Source organism: Actinomycetospora succinea, assembly GCF_004363095.1.
GTDB lineage: Bacteria > Actinomycetota > Actinomycetes > Mycobacteriales > Pseudonocardiaceae > Actinomycetospora > Actinomycetospora succinea.
Genome location: NZ_SNYO01000012.1, coordinates 120,606 through 137,332, shown reverse-complemented (window position 1 = coordinate 137,332; position 16,727 = coordinate 120,606). Strand labels below are relative to the sequence as shown.

The window sequence follows — 16,727 nt, the reverse complement described above, 5'->3', positions numbered from 1 at the left end:
GATGGCGAAGAAGGCACTGGTCAACAAGGCCGCGAAGACGCCGAAGTTCAAGGTGCGCGGCTACACGCGCTGCAACCGCTGCGGGCGCGCCCGCGCGGTCCTGCGGAAGTTCGGGCTCTGCCGGGTCTGCCTGCGCGAGATGGCGCACCGGGGCGAGCTCCCGGGCGTGAGCAAGGCGTCCTGGTGAGCCCCGCGAAGACCTCCGCGCACACCTCCGAGGCTCCCGAGGCCCCGGGCGAAGGGGCCATCGACCCCGAGCTCCTGCGTCTCATCCAGCGCGTCGCCCACCGCGAGCACCTGCTCGACGGCACGGTTGCGCCGCGCGTCCGTACCACCGCTGATAGCAGCTCCACACGCCGCAGGCCCGCCATCGGGAGCGTGCGCACGCGCGCCACCCGGGGAACCACGGCGAGGAAGGTGACCTGGTCATGACGATGACCGACCCGATCGCGGACATGCTGACGCGCATCCGGAACGCCAACTCGGCGTTCCACGAGAGCGCGATCATGCCGCACAGCAAGCTCAAGGCCCACGTGGCGCAGGTCCTGCTCGACCAGGGCTACATCGCCGGGTACCGCACCGAGGACGCCACCGTGGGCAAGTCCCTCGTGGTCGACCTCAAGTACGGGCCGAACCGTGAGCGCAGCATCGCCGGCATCAAGCGGGTCTCGAAGCCCGGCCTGCGGATCTACGCGAAGTCGAACGAGCTCCCCCGGGTGCTCGGCGGCCTCGGCGTCGCGATCATCTCGACGTCGTCCGGGCTCCTGACCGACCGGCAGGCCCACCAGCGACGGATGGGCGGGGAAGTCCTCGCCTTCGTCTGGTAGCGGAGAGGGGAACCGAACCATGTCACGCATCGGCAAGGCCCCGATCACCGTGCCGTCGGGCGTCGACGTCACCGTCGACGGGCAGAACGTCACGGTCAAGGGCCCCAAGGGGACCCTGAGCCACCAGGTCGACGAGCCGATCACGGTCTCGCTCGACGAGGGCGTGCTCTCGGTCCAGCGCCCGGACGACGAGCGGGAGAGCCGCGCGCTGCACGGCCTGTCGCGCTCGCTGCTGAACAACCTGGTGCAGGGCGTCTCGCAGGGCTACGAGCGCAAGCTCGAGATCCACGGCGTCGGCTACCGCGTGCAGCTGCGGGGATCGGACCTCGAGTTCGCGCTCGGCTTCAGCCACCCGGTGAAGATCACCCCGCCGGACGGCATCACGTTCGCGGTCGAGAGCCCGACCCGGTTCTCGGTCCAGGGCATCGACAAGCAGCTGGTCGGCCAGGTGGCCGCCAACATCCGGTGGCTGCGCCGCCCCGACCCCTACAAGGGCAAGGGCGTCCGCTACGCCGGCGAGCAGATCCGCCGCAAGGTCGGGAAGACGGGCAAGTGATGGCTGAGAACAACGGCACCACGACCAAGGCCCGGGGCCACCTGGGCACCAACGTGTCGGAGACCCGTCGCACGGGTCGCACGCGCCGCCACGCCCGGCTGCGCAAGAAGATCGCCGGCACCCCGTCGCGCCCCCGCCTCGTCGTCACCCGCTCGACGCGGCACATCACGGCGCAGGTGGTCGACGACATCGCCGGCCACACGCTCGCCCACGCCTCGACCCTCGAGGCCGACGTGCGCGGGATGGAGGGCGACAAGAAGGCCCAGGCCGCCAAGGTCGGGGAGCTCGTCGCCTCCCGCGCGAAGGACCAGGGCATCGACGCGGTCGTCTTCGACCGCGGCGGTCGCCGGTACCACGGCCGCATCGCGCAGCTCGCGGATGCGGCCCGCGAGGGGGGTCTGCAGTTCTGATGACCGCGACCCCCACGAACAGCAACGGAAGGAACTCCTGATGCCGGGACGTGCACGGCGCGACGGCCAGCAGGGCCCGGCCGGCTCCGGGCAGCAGGGCGGCGAGCGTCAGGGCGGCAGCGCCGGCCGGGACCGCCAGCAGGGCGGCCGCGACCGCCAGCAGGACCGCACCCCGCACCTCGAGCGCGTCGTCGCCATCAACCGCGTGGCCAAGGTCGTCAAGGGCGGCCGCCGCTTCAGCTTCACCGCCCTGGTCGTCGTCGGTGACGGCGACGGCATGGTCGGTGTCGGCTACGGCAAGGCCAAGGAGGTGCCGGCCGCGATCGCCAAGGGCGTGGAGGAGGCGAAGAAGAACTTCTTCCGCGTCCCCCGGGTCGGCGGCACCATCACCCACCCCGTGCAGGGCGAGGAGGCGGCGGGCGTGGTCCTGCTGCGTCCGGCCAGCCCCGGTACCGGCGTCATCGCCGGTGGCCCGGTGCGCGCGGTGCTGGAGTGCGCGGGGATCGCCGACGTGCTGTCCAAGTCGCTGGGCAGCCAGAACGCGATCAACATCGTACACGCCACGGTGGCGGCGCTGAAGGGCCTGCAGGTCCCCGAGGCCGTCGCGGCCCGCCGCGGTCTGCCCATCGAGGACGTGGCGCCGGCCCGCATGCTGCGTGCCCGCGCCGGGCAGGGGGCCTGACAGTGGCTGACAAGAAGGCCGACCTCAAGGTCACGCAGACCCGCTCCGAGATCGGCGGCAAGCGCAACCAGCGCGAGTCCCTGCGCACGCTGGGGCTCCGCCGGATCGGCGCGACCGTCACCCGCCCCGACACGCCCCAGAACCGGGGCCTGATCCACACCGTCCGTCACCTCGTGACGGTCGAGGAGGTGTGACCGATGGGTGAGTCCCCCATCAAGCTGCACCACCTGCGGCCGGCGCCCGGGGCCAGGACCGCCAAGACCCGCGTGGGTCGCGGTGAGGCCTCCAAGGGCAAGACCGCCGGTCGCGGCACCAAGGGCACCGGCGCCCGCAAGAACGTCCCCGCGACGTTCGAGGGTGGCCAGATGCCGCTGCAGATGCGCCTGCCGAAGCTCAAGGGCTTCCGCAACCGCAACAAGGTGGTCTCGCAGGTCGTCAACGTCGGCGACCTGGCCCGCCTGTTCCCCGACGGCGGCGAGGTCGGCCCGGCCGAGCTCGTGGCCGCCGGCGCCGTGCGCCCGGGGCACCCGATCAAGGTGCTCGGGACCGGCGAGGTCGGCTCGGTGACGCTGCGCGTCACCGCGCACGCCTTCTCGGGCTCGGCGAGCGAGAAGCTGTCCGCCGCGGGCGGCAGCGCGACCGTCGCCGAGTAGGAACATCGACGTGACGTCCTCACCGGCCCCGGGCCGCCCCCTCCAGGGAGCGGCCCGGGGCCGGTGGCGTCTCCCCGTGTAGTCTCGCCCCGGGCCGGCTCGACCGGTCCGGCCCGGCCACGTCGCACCCCCGCGGTGCGCGGCCGGTGACCACAGGCCCGCGCGGCTCCGGACCCCGACGAGTCCGCGGTGCGGCCGAACGACATCTGGAGGTCCGAGTGTTCGGCGCCGTGCGGTCAGCCCTGGCCACACCGGACCTGCGCAAGAAGATCCTGTTCACGCTCGGCATCGTCGCCGTCTACCGCCTCGGGGCGACGCTCCCGGCGCCCGGCGTCTCCTACTCGAACGTGCAGGAGTGCCTGCGTCAGGTCCAGGGCAGTGACGCCGCGAGCGTCTACTCGCTGATCAACCTGTTCTCCGGCGGGGCGCTGCTCCAGCTGTCGATCTTCGCGCTGGGCATCATGCCGTACATCACGGCGAGCATCATCGTCCAGCTGCTGACGGTCGTGATCCCCCGCTTCGAGCAGCTGAAGAAGGAGGGGCAGAGCGGTCAGAGCAAGCTGACGCAGTACACGCGCTACCTGACCATCGCCCTCGCGATCCTGCAGTCGACCGGCATCGTCGCCCTGGCCGACCGCAACCAGCTCTTCCAGGACTGCGACCCGTCGCAGTTCCCGATCCTGCCGAACGCCGACATCTTCGACCTCGCGGTCATCGTCATCGTCATGACGGCGGGCACCGCGGTCATCATGTGGTTCGGCGAGCTCGTCACCGAGCGCGGTGTCGGCAACGGCATGTCGCTGCTCATCTTCACCTCGATCGCCGCCCGCATCCCGGCCGAGGGCAACACGATCCTGCAGAACGCCGGCCCGCTGGCGTTCACGGTGGTCTGCGCGTTCGGCCTGGTCATCATCGCGAGCGTCGTGTTCGTCGAGCAGGGCCAACGGCGCATCCCCGTGCAGTACGCGAAACGCATGGTCGGGCGCCGGATGTACGGGGGGACGTCGACCTACCTGCCCCTGAAGGTGAACCAGGCCGGTGTCATCCCGGTCATCTTCGGGTCGTCGCTGCTGTACCTGCCCGACCTGCTCTCGCGCATCACGGGCAACCAGAACTCGGGCTTCTCGCGGTTCGTCTCGACCTACCTCGCGAACCAGTCCAACTGGCTGCACATCCTGCTGTACTTCGCACTGATCATCTTCTTCACGTACTTCTACGTCTCGATCACGTTCAACACCGAGGAACGTGCCGACGAGATGAAGAAGTTCGGTGGGTTCATCCCCGGGATCCGTCCCGGACGTCCCACGGCCGAGTACCTCAGCTACGTGCTGTCCCGGATCACATTGCCGGGATCCATCTACCTCGGCATCATCGCCGTCCTACCGAACTTCTTCCTGGGCCTGACCGGTCAAGGGCAGAACCAGAACTTCCCCTTCGGCGGGACCGCTGTTCTGATCATGGTGGGCGTCGGGCTGGACACGGTCAAACAGATCGAGAGCCAGCTGATGCAGCGCAACTACGAGGGTTTCCTGCGCTGACCGGGAGCGGTCGGCAGCGGTCGGTGCACACAGGGATGTCAAGCGCAGAGATGTCAGGCGAAGGAGTGTTGTCGTGAGGATCGTGCTGGTGGGCCCGCCGGGCGCGGGCAAGGGAACGCAGGCTGCGCGGCTGGCCGAGCGTCTCGACGCGCCGCACATCTCCACCGGCGACATCTTCCGCGAGAACATGAAGAACGAGACGGAGCTGGGCAAGGAAGCCCAGCGCTACGTCGACGCCGGCGACCTCGTGCCCGACGAGGTGACGGTCAAGATGGTCAAGGACCGTCTCGCGCAGCCCGACGCGCAGGAGGGCTTCCTGCTCGACGGGTTCCCGCGCAACACGGCCCAGGCCGACGAGCTGCAGAAGGTCCTCGGCGACCTCGGCCAGCGCCTCGACGCCGTCCTCGTGTTCGAGGTCGAGGACGAGGAGCTCATCAAGCGGCTCATGGCCCGCGGGCGCTCCGACGACACCGAGGAGACCATCCGGCACCGCCAGGAGGTCTACCGCTCGGAGACCGAGCCGCTGATCGCGCACTACCAGGACATCGCGGTGCGGGTGGACGCCGTCGGGACGATCGACGAGATCACCGACCGCGCGATGGACGCCCTCGCCGACGAGCCCGACGACTGAGTGGGCAACCCGAGCCGCCGTCTGACCGGCCTCACCGAGGCGGTCTCCGCCGGGGTCGGCGGGCTCGCCGACCGTGTGCGGGGGCGCCTCGTGGAGATGAAGACACCGGGCCAGATCGAGGCGATGCGCGCCGCCGGCCTCGTCGTGGCGGACGCGCTCGCCGCGGTCACCGAGGCCGCACGCCCCGGGGCCAGCACCGCCGACCTGGACGAGGTCGCCGCGACGACGATCCGCGAGGCCGGGGCCGTGCCCTCGTTCCTCGGGTACCAGGGCTTCCCGGCGTCGATCTGCGCCTCGGTGAACGAGCAGATCGTGCACGGCATCCCGTCGCGGGAGCAGGTGCTCGGCGACGGCGACCTGGTCTCCATCGACTGCGGGGCGATCCTCGAGGGCTGGCACGGTGACGCGGCGGTCACGCTGCTGATCGGCACGCCGCGGCCCGAGGACGTGACCCTGTCGGCGGCGTGCCGGGCGGCGATGGAGGCGGGCATCGCCCGGCTCGTCCCCGGCGGGCGGCTCGGCGACGTGGGGCACGCCGTCGAGACCGAGGCCCGGAAGCGGGGCACGTCGGACGACCGCGAGTACGGGATCGTCGCCGACTACGGCGGGCACGGCATCGGGACCTCGATGCACATGGAGCCGTTCGTCCCGAACCTCGGCCGCGAGGGCACCGGGATGCGGCTGCGCAGCGGGATGGTGCTCGCGATCGAGCCCATGCTCACCGGTGGCTCCGACGAGACCGAGGAGCTCGAGGACGGCTGGACCGTCGTCACCGCCGACGGCAGCCGCGCCGCGCACTGGGAGCACTCGGTGGCGATCACCGACGACGGGCCCCGGGTCCTCACCGCACCCGCCTCCTGACACCGGTGTAACTCGCCCGGGCGGGCCCGGTTCGGCCCGATCCCGGCGTTCCGGGCACGCGGGGCTGCCAGCCTGGGTGACGTGATCACTCGATCGGGTGTCCTCGGGGCCGTCCTGCTGGTCCTCACGCTGGTCGCCACCCCCGGGCTCGCGAGCGCGGACGAGACGCGCGACATCTACGCGCGCCCGTTCTCCTGGGACTCGATCTGGAACCTCCCGCTCGCCACCACCGCGGTGTACGGGGACTTCGACGCGCAGGTCGGCCACCTCTACCCCGACGTCGAGAACATCACCCTCGACCCCACCGCGCCCGTCCGCGAGCTCGGCGGCGCCGGCTCCGGCGAGGTGCACGTCGACCCCGAGCTCCAGGCCGACGGGTCGTGGAACAACTGCTCGACGCTGCTCGTCGCGAGCCCGGACCAGCAGACGATCATCCAGGGCCAGCCGATGGTCCTCGAGCCCGGCGGCGACCCGAGCTGGCGCGTCGGGTGGGACCCGCAGCCGCTCACCGGGCGGGGCATCGAGGGCTGCCACGGCGGATCCGGGCTCTCCGGCCTCGGCGGCACGATCCGGGAGGGCGAGCTGTCCGGCGACGCGCCGCTGCGCCACGCCCTCAAGGTCAGCCTCCCGTGCACCACCAGCTGTTCGCCGGAGAACGGCGGGTTCCGCTGGCCCGCGGTCGCGGCCGACTCCGGCTACGAGGGCAAGTACGGCGGCGAGAACCCGCAGGTGAACATGGGCGCCCTGCTCGCGCTGCCCGCGGACGCCGACCTCTCGGGCATCACCGCCCCCGACGTCCGCAAGGTGGCCGAGGCGCTGCAGACCTACGGCGCCTACGTCGTCGACGAGACCGGCGGCGCGCCGTCCGGGTCGTTCCAGGTGCAGAGCACGGCCGTGCGCGAGTTCCCGAACATCGACTCGCCGCAGATGCGCGCGGTGTTCAACCAGCTCTCGGTGATCGAGAACAGCGCGGAGGACACCCCGGGCGGCGGCGCGCTCGACGCCCCGCGCCGGGCCGCGTGCGCGCCGCCCTTCGCCGACGGCACCGGGGGAGCGCCGGCCTCCTGCGGGGCAGCGCACGTCGGATAGCGGAACTATCCGCTCGCTGCTATCGTCGGCCCCCTACCGAGGGGAACGGGGTGGTGGTCGTGGCCGGACAGGTGCCGGATCAGGGGTCGGACCAGGTGCGCGTGGCGGACGCCGATCGCGAGCGCGTGGCGGCGGTGCTGGCGCAGGCCCACGGCGAGGGGCGTCTGACGCTCGCCGAGTACGACGAGCGGGTGCGGGCGGCGCACGGCGCCGTGGTGCGGGCGGACCTGGCGCCGCTGACGGCGGACCTCCCGGTCGCGGACCTCCCGGCGCCCGCTCCGGCGCCGGACCGTGCTCCCCGCCGCCGCCCGTCGCCGCTGCGCCTCGCCGTCGCGGTGTGGGCGGCGGTGTCGGTGCTGAACCTGGTGATCTGGGTGGCCGTGTCGGTCGGGACGGGCGAGCCGGTGGCACCCTGGTGGATCTGGGTCGCCGGCCCCTGGGGCGTGGTGCTCGCCCTGCAGGCGCTCGCGGCCCGCGCGGGGTTCGCGCCGCCGATGCCGTGCGCGCCGGGGCTCCCGTCGCGAGGTCGCCCCGACCCCCGGTGACGAGGCTCTCGACACGCCGCGCGTACACTCGACTGCTGGTGCGCGTGTCGTGCCGGTGTCCGTGTGCGCTCGCGTCGCGGCCGCCGAGACGCCGCGTGCCGTGTCCCCCGGACCCCCTCGCCCAGCCGGGCGCGGGACCGCACGGGACGACAGCGTACGTCGAGAAGAATGCGGAGGACATGGCGAAGAAGGACGGCGCCATCGAGGTCGAGGGGCGGGTCATCGAGCCGCTGCCCAATGCGATGTTCCGGGTGGAGCTCGAGAACGGGCACAAGGTCCTGGCGCACATCAGCGGCAAGATGCGGCAGCACTACATCCGGATCCTCCCCGAGGACAAGGTCGTCGTGGAGCTCTCGCCCTACGATCTCTCGCGCGGCCGGATCGTCTACCGCTACAAGTGATCGAGACAGCCTCGGATTCAGTGAGGAAGAGGACGTGAAGGTCCAGCCGAGCGTCAAGCGCATCTGCGCCAAGTGCCAGGTGGTCCGCCGTCACGGGCGGGTCATGGTCATCTGCGACAACCTGCGCCACAAGCAGCGCCAGGGCTGACGCGCCCCGACCGGGCACACCGGGCCGACGCGCCCGCCGCGGCCACCAGGCCGCACACCAGATACCTCCCCGCACCTACGTCGGCTCGAGAGATCGTGCCCCGGCGGAGCACCCCCGGCACGGGAGGCCGGGGCCCGGAGCCCAGCGCTCCGGGACGGGCAGGGAGCCAGACCTCCCGGACGACACGAGGAGCACGTCGCCACATGGCACGACTTGCCGGCGTCGATCTCCCCCGCGAGAAGCGGATGGAGATCGCGCTGACCTACATCTTCGGGATCGGCCGCAGCCGTTCCCGTGAGATCCTCACCGAGACCGGCATCGACTTCGACCTGCGGTCGAAGGACCTGTCGGACGCGGACGCGGCCACGCTGCGCGCGTACATCGAGAACCACTTCCGGGTCGAGGGCGACCTGCGCCGCGAGGTCCAGGCGGACATCCGGCGCAAGGTCGAGATCGGCAGCTACCAGGGGCTGCGGCACCGCCGCAATCTCCCGGTGCACGGGCAGCGGACGAAGACCAACGCCCGATCGCGCAAGGGCCCCAAGAAGACGGTTGCCGGCAAGAAGAAGGCCGCGCGCAAGTAGCGCGCCCACCCCCCGAACGGAAGAAGAGAGATGCCACCCAGGACTCGCCAGGGCGCGGCCGGGGCCAAGAAGGTCCGCCGCCGGGAGAAGAAGAACATCTCCCACGGCCACGCGCACATCAAGAGCACGTTCAACAACACGATCGTCTCGATCACCGACCCGACCGGCAACGTCATCAGCTGGGCGTCGGCCGGCCACGTGGGCTTCAAGGGCTCGCGCAAGTCGACGCCGTTCGCCGCGCAGATGGCTGCGGAGAACTGCGCCCGCAAGGCCGCCGAGCACGGGATGAAGAAGGTCGACGTCTTCGTGAAGGGCCCGGGCTCGGGCCGCGAGACCGCCATCCGTTCGCTGCAGGCCGCGGGCCTCGAGGTCGGCACCATCGCCGACGTCACGCCGCAGCCGCACAACGGCTGCCGTCCGCCGAAGCGTCGCCGGGTCTAGGCGGAGAGGAGACAACGAGATGGCTCGCTACACAGGTCCCGCCACCCGCAAGTCCCGCCGCCTGAAGGTCGACCTGATCGGCGGCGACAAGTCGTTCGAGCGTCGCCCGTACCCGCCGGGGCAGCACGGCCGGATCCGCATCAAGGAGTCCGAGTACCTGCTGCAGCTGCAGGAGAAGCAGAAGGCCCGCTTCACCTACGGCCTGCTCGAGAAGCAGATGCGCGCCTACTACGAGGAGGCGAACCGTCGCGAGGGCAAGACCGGCGACGAGTTCCTCAAGCTCCTCGAGTCGCGGCTCGACTCGGTGATCTACCGGGCCGGCCTCGCGCAGACCCGTCGTCAGGCCCGCCAGCTCGTCGGGCACGGCCACTTCCTGGTCAACGGCCAGAAGGTCGACGTCCCCAGCTACCGGGTGACGCAGTACGACATCATCGACGTCCGGGAGAAGTCCCGGAACATGCTGCCCCTCGTGGTGGCGAAGGAGAACTTCGGCGAGCGCCCCGTCCCGGGGTGGCTGCAGGTCGTCCCGGACTCGCTCCGGGTGTTCGTCCACCAGCTCCCGGAGCGGTCGCAGATCGACACGCCCGTCTCCGAGCAGCTGATCGTCGAGTTCTACTCGAAGTAATGAGCGGTACCCCGGCCCGGGCAGCCTGCTCGGGCCGGGTCGGGTTCGGCGTCAAATAGCGGACGCCGCATCGGAAGGAATCGTACGTGCTGATCTCTCAGCGTCCCGCCCTGTCCGAGGACGCCATCGACGACACCCGGTCCCGGTTCGTCATCGAGCCGCTGGAGCCGGGCTTCGGCTACACCCTCGGCAACTCGCTGCGTCGCACCCTGCTGTCGTCCATCCCGGGCGCGGCCGTGACCAGCATCCGTGTCGACGGGGTCCTCCACGAGTTCACCACCGTCCCGGGGGTGAAGGAGGACGTCACCGACATCATCCTGAACCTCAAGGAGCTCGTCGTGAGCTCCGAGGAGGACGAGCCGGCGACCATGTACCTGCGCAAGCAGGGGCCGGGCACGGTGACCGCGGGCGACATCGTCCCGCCGGCCGGCGTGACCGTGCACAACCCCGACCTGCACATCGCGACCCTGAACGACCAGGGCCGCCTGGAGGTCGAGCTGGTCGTCGAGCGTGGCCGCGGGTACGTCCCGGCCGCGCAGAACAAGGCCTCCGGCGCCGAGATCGGCCGCATCCCGGTCGACTCGATCTACTCGCCGGTGCTCAAGGTCAGCTACAAGGTCGAGGCGACCCGCGTCGAGCAGCGCACCGACTTCGACAAGCTGATCCTCGACGTCGAGACCAAGCCGTCGATGACCCCGCGCGACGCGATCGCGTCCGCCGGTCGGACGCTGGTCGAGCTCTTCGGCCTGGCCCGCGAGCTCAACATCGACGCCGAGGGCATCGAGATCGGGCCCTCGCCCGCCGAGGCCGACTCGATCGCCGCGTTCGCGATGCCCATCGAGGACCTCGACCTCACGGTCCGGTCCTACAACTGCCTCAAGCGGGAGGGCATCCACACGGTCGGCGAGCTCGTCGGCCGCTCGGAGGCCGACCTGCTGGACATCCGGAACTTCGGTGCGAAGTCCATCGACGAGGTCAAGATGAAGCTCGCCGGCCTCGGCCTGGCCCTCAAGGACAGCCCCCCCGGGTTCGACCCGTCCGCCGCGGCGGCCGACTACCCGTCCGAGGGCTTCGAGTCGTACGGCTCCGACGGCGGCTTCGGCGGCTACGGGGTGTCGGACGACGACGGCCAGGACTACGCCGAGACCGAGCAGCTGTAAGCACCCGTACTCAGCAACTCTGACGTGCTGCCCCCGCCCGGCCCCTCCGCGGGCCGGGCGGAAAGGCGTCACGAGACAGGAGCAGTGACATGCCCCAGCCCACCAAGGGCCCGCGGCTCGGGGGTTCCCCCGACCACCAGAAGCTGATGCTGGCCAACCTGGCCACGTCGCTGTTCACCCACGGCCGCATCCACACGACGCGGGCCAAGGCCGAGCGCCTGCGCCCGTACGCGGAGCGGCTGATCACCAAGGCCAAGAAGGGCGGCCTGCACAACCGTCGTCTCATCGCGGAGCAGATCCGCGACAAGGACGTCGTGCACCGCCTGACGGCCGAGATCGGCCCGTTCTTCGCGGACCGTCCCGGCGGCTACACGCGCATCGTCAAGACGCTGCCGCGCAAGGGTGACAACGCGCCGATGGCGATCATCGAGCTGGTGAACGAGCGGACCGCGTCCGCGGAGGCCTCGCAGGCCACCCGCACCGCGGCCCCGCAGACGCCGTCGGGCCCGGGCGCCGAGGTCGGTGGCGCCGCCACCGGTGCCGCGGCCACCGCGGCGACGATCGCGGCCGCCGAGAGCGACGCCTCGCCGGAGCCGGCGGAGCCGACCGACGCGACCGACACGGTCACCGACGACACCGAGGACACCGCCACGGAGGACGCCGACTCGTCGGCCACCACCTCCTCGGACGACGACTCCGTCCCCGAGGAGATGGCCGACAACGCGGCGGCCGCCGCCGGTCTCGACACGTCGGACGACGACGCGGACGAGAAGAAGTCCTGACCGACCAGTCACTCCGCGAGCCCGCTCCCGACCGCGGGGGCGGGCTCGCGGTGTCTTCCCTGCGGTATCGGCTCGACCTGGCCTACGACGGCACCGACTTCTCGGGGTGGGCGCGCCAGCCCGGGCTGCGCACGGTGCAGGGGGTCCTCGAGGACGCGCTCGCCACGATCTGGCGCACGCCCGTGGCGCTCACCGTCGCCGGGCGCACCGACGCCGGGGTGCACGCCGACGCGCAGGTCTGCCACGTCGACCTGCCGGCGTCCGTCGACCTCCACCCGGGTCTCGTCGGCCGCCTGGCGCGGATGCTGCCACCGGATGTCCGGGTGCGTGCGGTCGCTCCGGCGCCCGCGGGCTTCGACGCGCGCTTCTCGGCGTTCCGCCGCCACTACCTCTACCGCGTCAGCACCGCCCCGTGGGGCCCGGAGCCGCTGCGCGCCCGCGACACCCTGCGCTGGCCGCGCCCGCTCGACGTCGACGCGATGAACGACGCCGGGCGGGGCCTGCTCGGCGAGCACGACTTCGCCGCCTACTGCCGCCCGCGGCCGGGGGCGACGACCGTCCGCGAGCTCCAGCGTCTCGAGTGGACCCGCGAGCCCGGCGAGACCGACGTCCTGGCCGCCCGCCTGTCGGCCGACGCGTTCTGCCACTCGATGGTCCGCTCGGTGGTCGGCGCGCTGCTGGCCGTGGGGGAGGGCCGGCGGCCGGTGTCCTGGCCGGCGGATCTCCTGGCGGCGCGCGAGCGCTCGAGCGAGGTCACCGTGGTCGCGGCCCGGGGCCTGCGGCTCACCGGCGTCGACTACCCCGACGACGCGGACCTCGCCGCGCGCGCGGCCGTCACGCGCCGCCGGCGCGACGAGGAGGATCAGACGCCGCTGCCGTAGGGGCGGGTGAGGATCTCGAGGTTGTGACCCTCGGGGGAGTCGAAGTAGGCGCCCTGGCCGCCGTCGTTCGTGTTGTGCCCGGGCCGGCGGTGGCCGGGGTCGGCGAACGTCGGCACGCCGCGCTCGCGCAGCCGCTCCGCGATCACCGCGAACTCGTCGTCCGGGACGAGGAACGCGTAGTGCTGGGAGTGGGGGTCGGCGACGGTCATGTAGTCGAGGCTCGTGCCGTGGGCGACCTCGACGACCGTGAAGGGCCCGAAGTGGTACGGCGCCGGCAGACCCAGGACCTCGGTGAGGAAGGCCGCGCCGGCGTCGGGGTCCGGGGACTCGACGATGGTGTGGTTCAGCTCGATGCTCATGCCCCGAGGGTCCGACCTCGAGCAAGGTCGAGGTCAAGGGCTCAGGGGACGGCGACGGCGATCGTCCCGCCCTCGACGCGGCAGGGGTAGGGCACGAGGTGGCAGTCGCCGGGGTCGAGGCCGCGGCCGGTGGCGACGTCGAACGTGTAGCGGTGGTTGGCGCAGGTGAGCACGCCGCCGGCCAGGGTGCCGCGCTCGAGGGGCCAGGCGCGGTGCGGGCAGCGGTTGTCGTAGGCGCGGACCTCGTCGCCGACGCGGACGAGCAGCACCCGGCGCCCGCCCGCCATCACCGCGCGCATGCTCTGCAGGTCCTCGAGGGCGAGGACGGCGACGAACTCCGTCACACCGCCCAGCCTGGACCGCTAGTCGCCGCGGCGCACCGGTCCGAGGATCGCCGTCTCGCGCGGGCCGGTGACGAGGTCGACGCGGCGCCACAGGTTGCGCCCGAGGAGCACGACGCCGCGGTCGGGCAGCGTGCGCAGGGTCTCGGTCATCGCGGGGGTGAGGCGCCAGAGCCGGCCGGCGAGCTCGGCCTCGTGGGGCGGGAGGCGCTGGATGAGGACGAGGTCGGCGTCGTCGGCGAGGTCGGAGACCGCCGGGACCAGCGACGGGAGCACGACGAGCGTCGTCTGCCGCGGGCGTCGCGCCGGCGCCGGGCCGCGGGCGGTGGCGCCGCGGTCGTGGACGACGAGCAGCGGGTCGCCCTCGGGCGCGGCGAGGTCGGGCGGGGGCTCCCCGACGACGCGGACGAGGGTGTCGCCGGCCTCCTGCACCGTATCCCAGACGGGCGGGCGCCCGGTGACGACCACCGCGCGGGTCCCGGTGCCGACCGCGCGCAGCGTGACCTGCCGGGCGAGGTAGAGCCCGCCGAGCAGCACGACGCGCGTCGGGGTGGGACGCACGAGGCTCACGGCGACCGGCTCGCCGTCCGGGTCGGCGCCGAGCACCACGCCCGCCGGGCGCACCGGGGGCCCGAGGGCGTCGACGAGGGCCGGCGGCACCGAGAACGTCGGGGCGAGCTCGGGGTCGGCGCGGGTGGGCGCGGTGCGGCCCATCGGTCCTGGCGAGCCGCCGGGCGTGGTCACGGGCGGGCCCCGAGCGGGAGCGTGGCCGCGAGCCCGGCGGCGTGCTGGCCGTCGAGGGCGTCGAGCGCGACACCGAGGGCGTGCCCGCGGGCGACGAGCTCGCGGCCGGTCTCCTCGAGCGCCTCGGGGGTGTCGGCGGTGAGGCGCACGGTGCCGCGCAGGCCGACGGAGTCCCCCGACCGGGGATCGGGCTCGAGGGTCAGCGCGAGCGTGCAGGTGCGCCCGGTGGTGGCGGTCAGACCGGTGAGGCGGTCCGGGGTCCCGTCGGTGGGCCAGCCCGTGACGGCGTACGCGGCGTGCCCGACGTCGCCGACGACGACGGCCTTCCAGTACTCGACGAGCCGGTCGGTGGCGGCGGTGCCGGTGTCGGCGGCCTCCGTCGCGGCGTCGAGCACCTCGTCGGCGGCGAGCGGCCGGACGGGCGTGCCGTGGTCGGCGAGCACCCGCCCGATCCGCGCGAGCGCCCCCACCACGGCCCGGTGGGCGCCGAGGACGCCGCCGCCGCGCTCGGCGACCGCGTCGGGGCACCGCGCCGGGTCGAGCCGCACGACGAGCCAGGCCTCGCGCCGCGACAGCGCGGGCAGGGAGCCCAGCACCTCGCGGTAGGCCGCGGCGGCCGGGGTGTCGTCGTCGACGGGGCGGCAGTGCCAGAGCGCGCTGACCGCGTCGAGCACCACGCCCCGGTCGGCCAGGCACCCGGCGAGCGCCGCGAGGGGGAAGGACGCGGCGTCGCCGGGGACCAGGGCGCCGCCGTCCCCGTCCGTGGCGTCGAGCGCGAGGACCGCGCTCCACCCGCCGCCGTGCCCGAGCAGACCGACCTCGCGGCCGTCGTGGTCGCGGGTGCGCGCGACGGTGAGGTCGCCGGTGAGCAGCCGCAGCGTGCGCAGGCGCGGGTCGACGTCGTCGGTGAGCTGCTCGGACTCGCGCTCGCGGACCCGCACCCGGAAGCGCAGCGCGAGGCCGATCCACTGCACGAGCCAGCGCCGGCGCACCCGCAGCAGGCCGACGAGCAGGCCCGCGGACAGGACGACGCCGGCGAGCGGCAGGAGCCGGCGGTCGACGGCCACCAGCGCCACCGCGACGGCGAGGCCGACCTCCACGACGACGATCGCGACGAGCGGGATGCGGCCCAGCGACGGTCCGGAGGGGCGGCGGAGCGCGGTCAGGGTCATCGCCGGGTCCTCCGGCGCAGCACCACGACGCCCGCCGCCATGGCCGCGACGAGAGCCCCGCCGACGATCCACCCCACCGGCGCCTCCTCCGACGGCGGCGCCCCCGCGGCAGCCGCGGGGTGCACCTCGGGGCCGGTGCGCGGCGGGCCCCCGCGCACGGCGGCGGCCGCGTCGAGCACCCCGTAGCCGACGGCGTCGTCGCGGGTGCCGGGGGCGAGGCCGGGCGTGGGCGCGGCGGAGCGGACGAGGGCGGCGGCGATCTCGCGGGCCGGCGTTCCGGGATCGCGGGCGCGCAGCAGGGCCGCGGCGCCGGCGACCCGGGCGGCCGCGAAGCTCGTGCCGACGAGGGGAGCGTTCGCGCCGTCGGGGGCGGTGAGCGCGGTGGTGAGCCCGTCGCCGCGCGCGGCGAGCGAGGACGGGGCGCGCCCGGGGGCGGCGAGGTCGACCCAGGGGCCGGCGAGCGAGGACCGGTCGGGCGCGCCGGCGTCGTCGACCGCGCCGACCACGAGCACGTCGTCGCCGAACCACGCCGGCACCGGGACGCTGCGGACCTCGCCGCCGGCGTTGGGCGCGCACCCGGGCCCCGTGTTGCCCGCGGCGGCGACGACGACCACGCCCCGGTCGACGGCGTCGCGCACCGCGGCACGCAGGGCGCCGAGGGCCGGCGCGTCGGCGGGGTCGGCGACCTCGGCGGGCGTGCGGCAGGCGGCGAGGGCGAGCGAGAGCACGCCCACGCCGGGGGTCTCGGCGGCGTGCCGGACGGCGCGGGCGAGGGTGGCGACGTCGCCGACCCCGGTCTGTCCGTCGACGCCGTAGAAGGCGCTGGTCTGGCGCACGGCGAGCACGCGGGCGCCGGGGGCGACGCCGACGAGGAGGTCGCCGGGCGCGGGCGCGGCGGCGAGGAGCCCGGCGACCGCGGTGCCGTGGCCGTCGCAGTCGTCGGTGCCGGCAGCACCCGCCACGAAGTCGCCGCCGTCGACGACCCGGCCGCCGAGGCGCGGGTGCTCCGCGACGCCGGTGTCGATGACGGCGACGGTCTGGCCCTCGCCGCGGCCGTCGGTCCACGCGGCGGCCGGGTCGGGGCCGGGCGGGAGGTCGCCGATCCCGAGCCCGGACGGGGCGGGCGGGGTGGCGGCGGGACAGGGCGCGAGGCGGCGCGCGCCCGGCACGCCGTCGGGGGCGGGGTCGAGCGCGGCGAGGGCGGCGGGGTCGGGCGCGGGCGGGATCGGGGCCGTCGCGGCGCCGGCCGGCGGGGCCCCGAGCAGCGCGGCGCTCAGCACGGCCGCTCCGACGCGAG

At 73.6% G+C, this 16,727-nt stretch carries 25 protein-coding genes; 20 read left to right on the top strand and 5 right to left on the bottom strand.

What is annotated here, in order from left to right:
- Position 1 precedes the first annotated feature (1 nt).
- The 20 genes from EV188_RS27955 to truA all read left to right on the top strand — a co-directional run bounded on the left by EV188_RS27955 (position 2) and on the right by truA (position 12,814).
- Positions 2-187, top strand: coding sequence for a type Z 30S ribosomal protein S14 (locus EV188_RS27955; protein WP_133829609.1), 186 nt, complete (start codon positions 2-4; stop codon positions 185-187).
- Between the two features lie 241 nt (positions 188-428).
- On the top strand, positions 429-827 hold the full coding sequence (gene rpsH, locus EV188_RS27950) for a 30S ribosomal protein S8 (protein ID WP_133829608.1): 399 nt from the start codon (positions 429-431) through the stop codon (positions 825-827).
- A 19-nt stretch (positions 828-846) separates the two neighbouring features.
- On the top strand, positions 847-1,383 hold the full coding sequence (gene rplF / locus EV188_RS27945; RefSeq protein WP_133829607.1) for a 50S ribosomal protein L6: 537 nt from the start codon (positions 847-849) through the stop codon (positions 1,381-1,383).
- Complete coding sequence (rplR, locus tag EV188_RS27940; protein WP_133829606.1) at positions 1,383-1,793, top strand: 50S ribosomal protein L18; 411 nt, start codon at positions 1,383-1,385, stop codon at positions 1,791-1,793. Before rplF ends, rplR begins: the two co-directional genes overlap by 1 nt.
- Positions 1,794-1,833: 40 nt before the next feature.
- Positions 1,834-2,475, top strand: coding sequence for a 30S ribosomal protein S5 (gene rpsE, locus EV188_RS27935; RefSeq protein ID WP_133829605.1), 642 nt, complete (start codon positions 1,834-1,836; stop codon positions 2,473-2,475).
- A 2-nt stretch (positions 2,476-2,477) separates the two neighbouring features.
- Positions 2,478-2,669 carry a 50S ribosomal protein L30 gene (gene rpmD, locus EV188_RS27930; protein ID WP_133829604.1) on the top strand — a complete coding sequence of 64 codons (192 nt, stop codon included), beginning with the start codon at positions 2,478-2,480 and terminating at the stop codon, positions 2,667-2,669.
- A 3-nt stretch (positions 2,670-2,672) separates the two neighbouring features.
- The gene (gene rplO, locus EV188_RS27925; RefSeq protein ID WP_133829603.1) at positions 2,673-3,128 is read left to right on the top strand and encodes a 50S ribosomal protein L15; all 456 of its coding nucleotides are present in this window, start codon (positions 2,673-2,675) and stop codon (positions 3,126-3,128) included.
- A 218-nt stretch (positions 3,129-3,346) separates the two neighbouring features.
- Positions 3,347-4,666, top strand: coding sequence for a preprotein translocase subunit SecY (gene secY / locus EV188_RS27920; RefSeq protein WP_133829602.1), 1,320 nt, complete (start codon positions 3,347-3,349; stop codon positions 4,664-4,666).
- A gap of 73 nt (positions 4,667-4,739) precedes the next feature.
- On the top strand, positions 4,740-5,297 hold the full coding sequence (locus EV188_RS27915) for an adenylate kinase (protein ID WP_133829601.1): 558 nt from the start codon (positions 4,740-4,742) through the stop codon (positions 5,295-5,297).
- A 96-nt stretch (positions 5,298-5,393) separates the two neighbouring features.
- The gene (map, locus tag EV188_RS27910; protein ID WP_133829690.1) at positions 5,394-6,158 is read left to right on the top strand and encodes a type I methionyl aminopeptidase; all 765 of its coding nucleotides are present in this window, start codon (positions 5,394-5,396) and stop codon (positions 6,156-6,158) included.
- An 81-nt stretch (positions 6,159-6,239) separates the two neighbouring features.
- The gene (locus EV188_RS27905; protein WP_133829600.1) at positions 6,240-7,247 is read left to right on the top strand and encodes a hypothetical protein; all 1,008 of its coding nucleotides are present in this window, start codon (positions 6,240-6,242) and stop codon (positions 7,245-7,247) included.
- A gap of 101 nt (positions 7,248-7,348) precedes the next feature.
- Positions 7,349-7,792, top strand: a complete 444-nt coding sequence (locus EV188_RS27900; protein ID WP_243742046.1) for a DUF1707 SHOCT-like domain-containing protein — start codon at positions 7,349-7,351, stop codon at positions 7,790-7,792.
- Positions 7,793-7,971: 179 nt separating this feature from the next.
- Complete coding sequence (gene infA, locus EV188_RS27895; protein WP_030532868.1) at positions 7,972-8,193, top strand: translation initiation factor IF-1; 222 nt, start codon at positions 7,972-7,974, stop codon at positions 8,191-8,193.
- A gap of 34 nt (positions 8,194-8,227) precedes the next feature.
- Positions 8,228-8,341 carry a 50S ribosomal protein L36 gene (gene rpmJ / locus EV188_RS27890; RefSeq protein ID WP_018330934.1) on the top strand — a complete coding sequence of 38 codons (114 nt, stop codon included), beginning with the start codon at positions 8,228-8,230 and terminating at the stop codon, positions 8,339-8,341.
- Positions 8,342-8,544: 203 nt separating this feature from the next.
- On the top strand, positions 8,545-8,925 hold the full coding sequence (rpsM, locus tag EV188_RS27885) for a 30S ribosomal protein S13 (RefSeq protein ID WP_133829599.1): 381 nt from the start codon (positions 8,545-8,547) through the stop codon (positions 8,923-8,925).
- Between the two features lie 30 nt (positions 8,926-8,955).
- Positions 8,956-9,366 carry a 30S ribosomal protein S11 gene (gene rpsK / locus EV188_RS27880; protein WP_133829598.1) on the top strand — a complete coding sequence of 137 codons (411 nt, stop codon included), beginning with the start codon at positions 8,956-8,958 and terminating at the stop codon, positions 9,364-9,366.
- 19 nt (positions 9,367-9,385) lie between these two features.
- Positions 9,386-9,991 carry a 30S ribosomal protein S4 gene (gene rpsD / locus EV188_RS27875; RefSeq protein ID WP_133829597.1) on the top strand — a complete coding sequence of 202 codons (606 nt, stop codon included), beginning with the start codon at positions 9,386-9,388 and terminating at the stop codon, positions 9,989-9,991.
- 86 nt (positions 9,992-10,077) lie between these two features.
- A complete protein-coding gene (locus EV188_RS27870; protein WP_133829596.1) occupies positions 10,078-11,151 on the top strand; it encodes a DNA-directed RNA polymerase subunit alpha in 1,074 nt (357 codons plus the stop codon).
- An 89-nt stretch (positions 11,152-11,240) separates the two neighbouring features.
- A complete protein-coding gene (gene rplQ / locus EV188_RS27865; protein ID WP_133829595.1) occupies positions 11,241-11,933 on the top strand; it encodes a 50S ribosomal protein L17 in 693 nt (230 codons plus the stop codon).
- Positions 11,934-11,992: 59 nt separating this feature from the next.
- On the top strand, positions 11,993-12,814 hold the full coding sequence (gene truA / locus EV188_RS27860) for a tRNA pseudouridine(38-40) synthase TruA (protein WP_133829688.1): 822 nt from the start codon (positions 11,993-11,995) through the stop codon (positions 12,812-12,814).
- Here the strand turns inward: truA and EV188_RS27855 are convergent.
- Genes EV188_RS27855 through EV188_RS27835 form a run of 5 tightly spaced genes read right to left on the bottom strand, consistent with a single transcriptional unit; the run spans position 12,796 to position 16,710 of the window.
- Positions 12,796-13,173, bottom strand: a complete 378-nt coding sequence (locus EV188_RS27855) for a VOC family protein (RefSeq protein ID WP_133829594.1) — start codon at positions 13,171-13,173, stop codon at positions 12,796-12,798. The two genes, truA and EV188_RS27855, sit on opposite strands and share 19 nt — an antisense overlap.
- 41 nt (positions 13,174-13,214) lie before the next feature.
- Positions 13,215-13,517 (bottom strand): Rieske (2Fe-2S) protein, encoded by a 303-nt coding sequence (locus EV188_RS27850; RefSeq protein ID WP_243742045.1) that lies wholly within the window; start codon positions 13,515-13,517, stop codon positions 13,215-13,217.
- An 18-nt stretch (positions 13,518-13,535) separates the two neighbouring features.
- Positions 13,536-14,228, bottom strand: a complete 693-nt coding sequence (locus EV188_RS27845; protein ID WP_133829593.1) for a hypothetical protein — start codon at positions 14,226-14,228, stop codon at positions 13,536-13,538.
- A 26-nt stretch (positions 14,229-14,254) separates the two neighbouring features.
- Positions 14,255-15,430, bottom strand: coding sequence for a type VII secretion protein EccE (gene eccE / locus EV188_RS27840; RefSeq protein WP_133829592.1), 1,176 nt, complete (start codon positions 15,428-15,430; stop codon positions 14,255-14,257).
- Positions 15,427-16,710: a S8 family serine peptidase gene (locus tag EV188_RS27835; RefSeq protein WP_166660132.1), complete on the bottom strand. Its 1,284-nt coding sequence runs from the start codon at positions 16,708-16,710 to the stop codon at positions 15,427-15,429. The genes eccE and EV188_RS27835 overlap by 4 nt, the downstream gene beginning before the upstream one ends.
- Positions 16,711-16,727: the final 17 nt, after the last annotated feature.

Bases quoted from the DNA above. Each gene is read 5' to 3' on its own strand.
- EV188_RS27955 (WP_133829609.1), top strand. From the start codon at position 2: ATGGCGAAGAAGGCACTGGTCAACAAGGCCGCGAAGACGCCGAAGTTC.
- rpsH (WP_133829608.1), top strand. From the start codon at position 429: ATGACGATGACCGACCCGATCGCGGACATGCTGACGCGCATCCGGAAC.
- rplF (WP_133829607.1), top strand. From the start codon at position 847: ATGTCACGCATCGGCAAGGCCCCGATCACCGTGCCGTCGGGCGTCGAC.
- rplR (WP_133829606.1), top strand. From the start codon at position 1,383: ATGGCTGAGAACAACGGCACCACGACCAAGGCCCGGGGCCACCTGGGC.
- rpsE (WP_133829605.1), top strand. From the start codon at position 1,834: ATGCCGGGACGTGCACGGCGCGACGGCCAGCAGGGCCCGGCCGGCTCC.
- rplO (WP_133829603.1), top strand. From the start codon at position 2,673: ATGGGTGAGTCCCCCATCAAGCTGCACCACCTGCGGCCGGCGCCCGGG.
- map (WP_133829690.1), top strand. From the start codon at position 5,394: ATGAAGACACCGGGCCAGATCGAGGCGATGCGCGCCGCCGGCCTCGTC.
- infA (WP_030532868.1), top strand. From the start codon at position 7,972: ATGGCGAAGAAGGACGGCGCCATCGAGGTCGAGGGGCGGGTCATCGAG.
- rpsM (WP_133829599.1), top strand. From the start codon at position 8,545: ATGGCACGACTTGCCGGCGTCGATCTCCCCCGCGAGAAGCGGATGGAG.
- rpsK (WP_133829598.1), top strand. From the start codon at position 8,956: ATGCCACCCAGGACTCGCCAGGGCGCGGCCGGGGCCAAGAAGGTCCGC.
- rpsD (WP_133829597.1), top strand. From the start codon at position 9,386: ATGGCTCGCTACACAGGTCCCGCCACCCGCAAGTCCCGCCGCCTGAAG.
- rplQ (WP_133829595.1), top strand. From the start codon at position 11,241: ATGCCCCAGCCCACCAAGGGCCCGCGGCTCGGGGGTTCCCCCGACCAC.
- EV188_RS27855 (WP_133829594.1), bottom strand. From the start codon at position 13,173: ATGAGCATCGAGCTGAACCACACCATCGTCGAGTCCCCGGACCCCGAC.
- EV188_RS27845 (WP_133829593.1), bottom strand. From the start codon at position 14,228: ATGGGCCGCACCGCGCCCACCCGCGCCGACCCCGAGCTCGCCCCGACG.
- eccE (WP_133829592.1), bottom strand. From the start codon at position 15,430: ATGACCCTGACCGCGCTCCGCCGCCCCTCCGGACCGTCGCTGGGCCGC.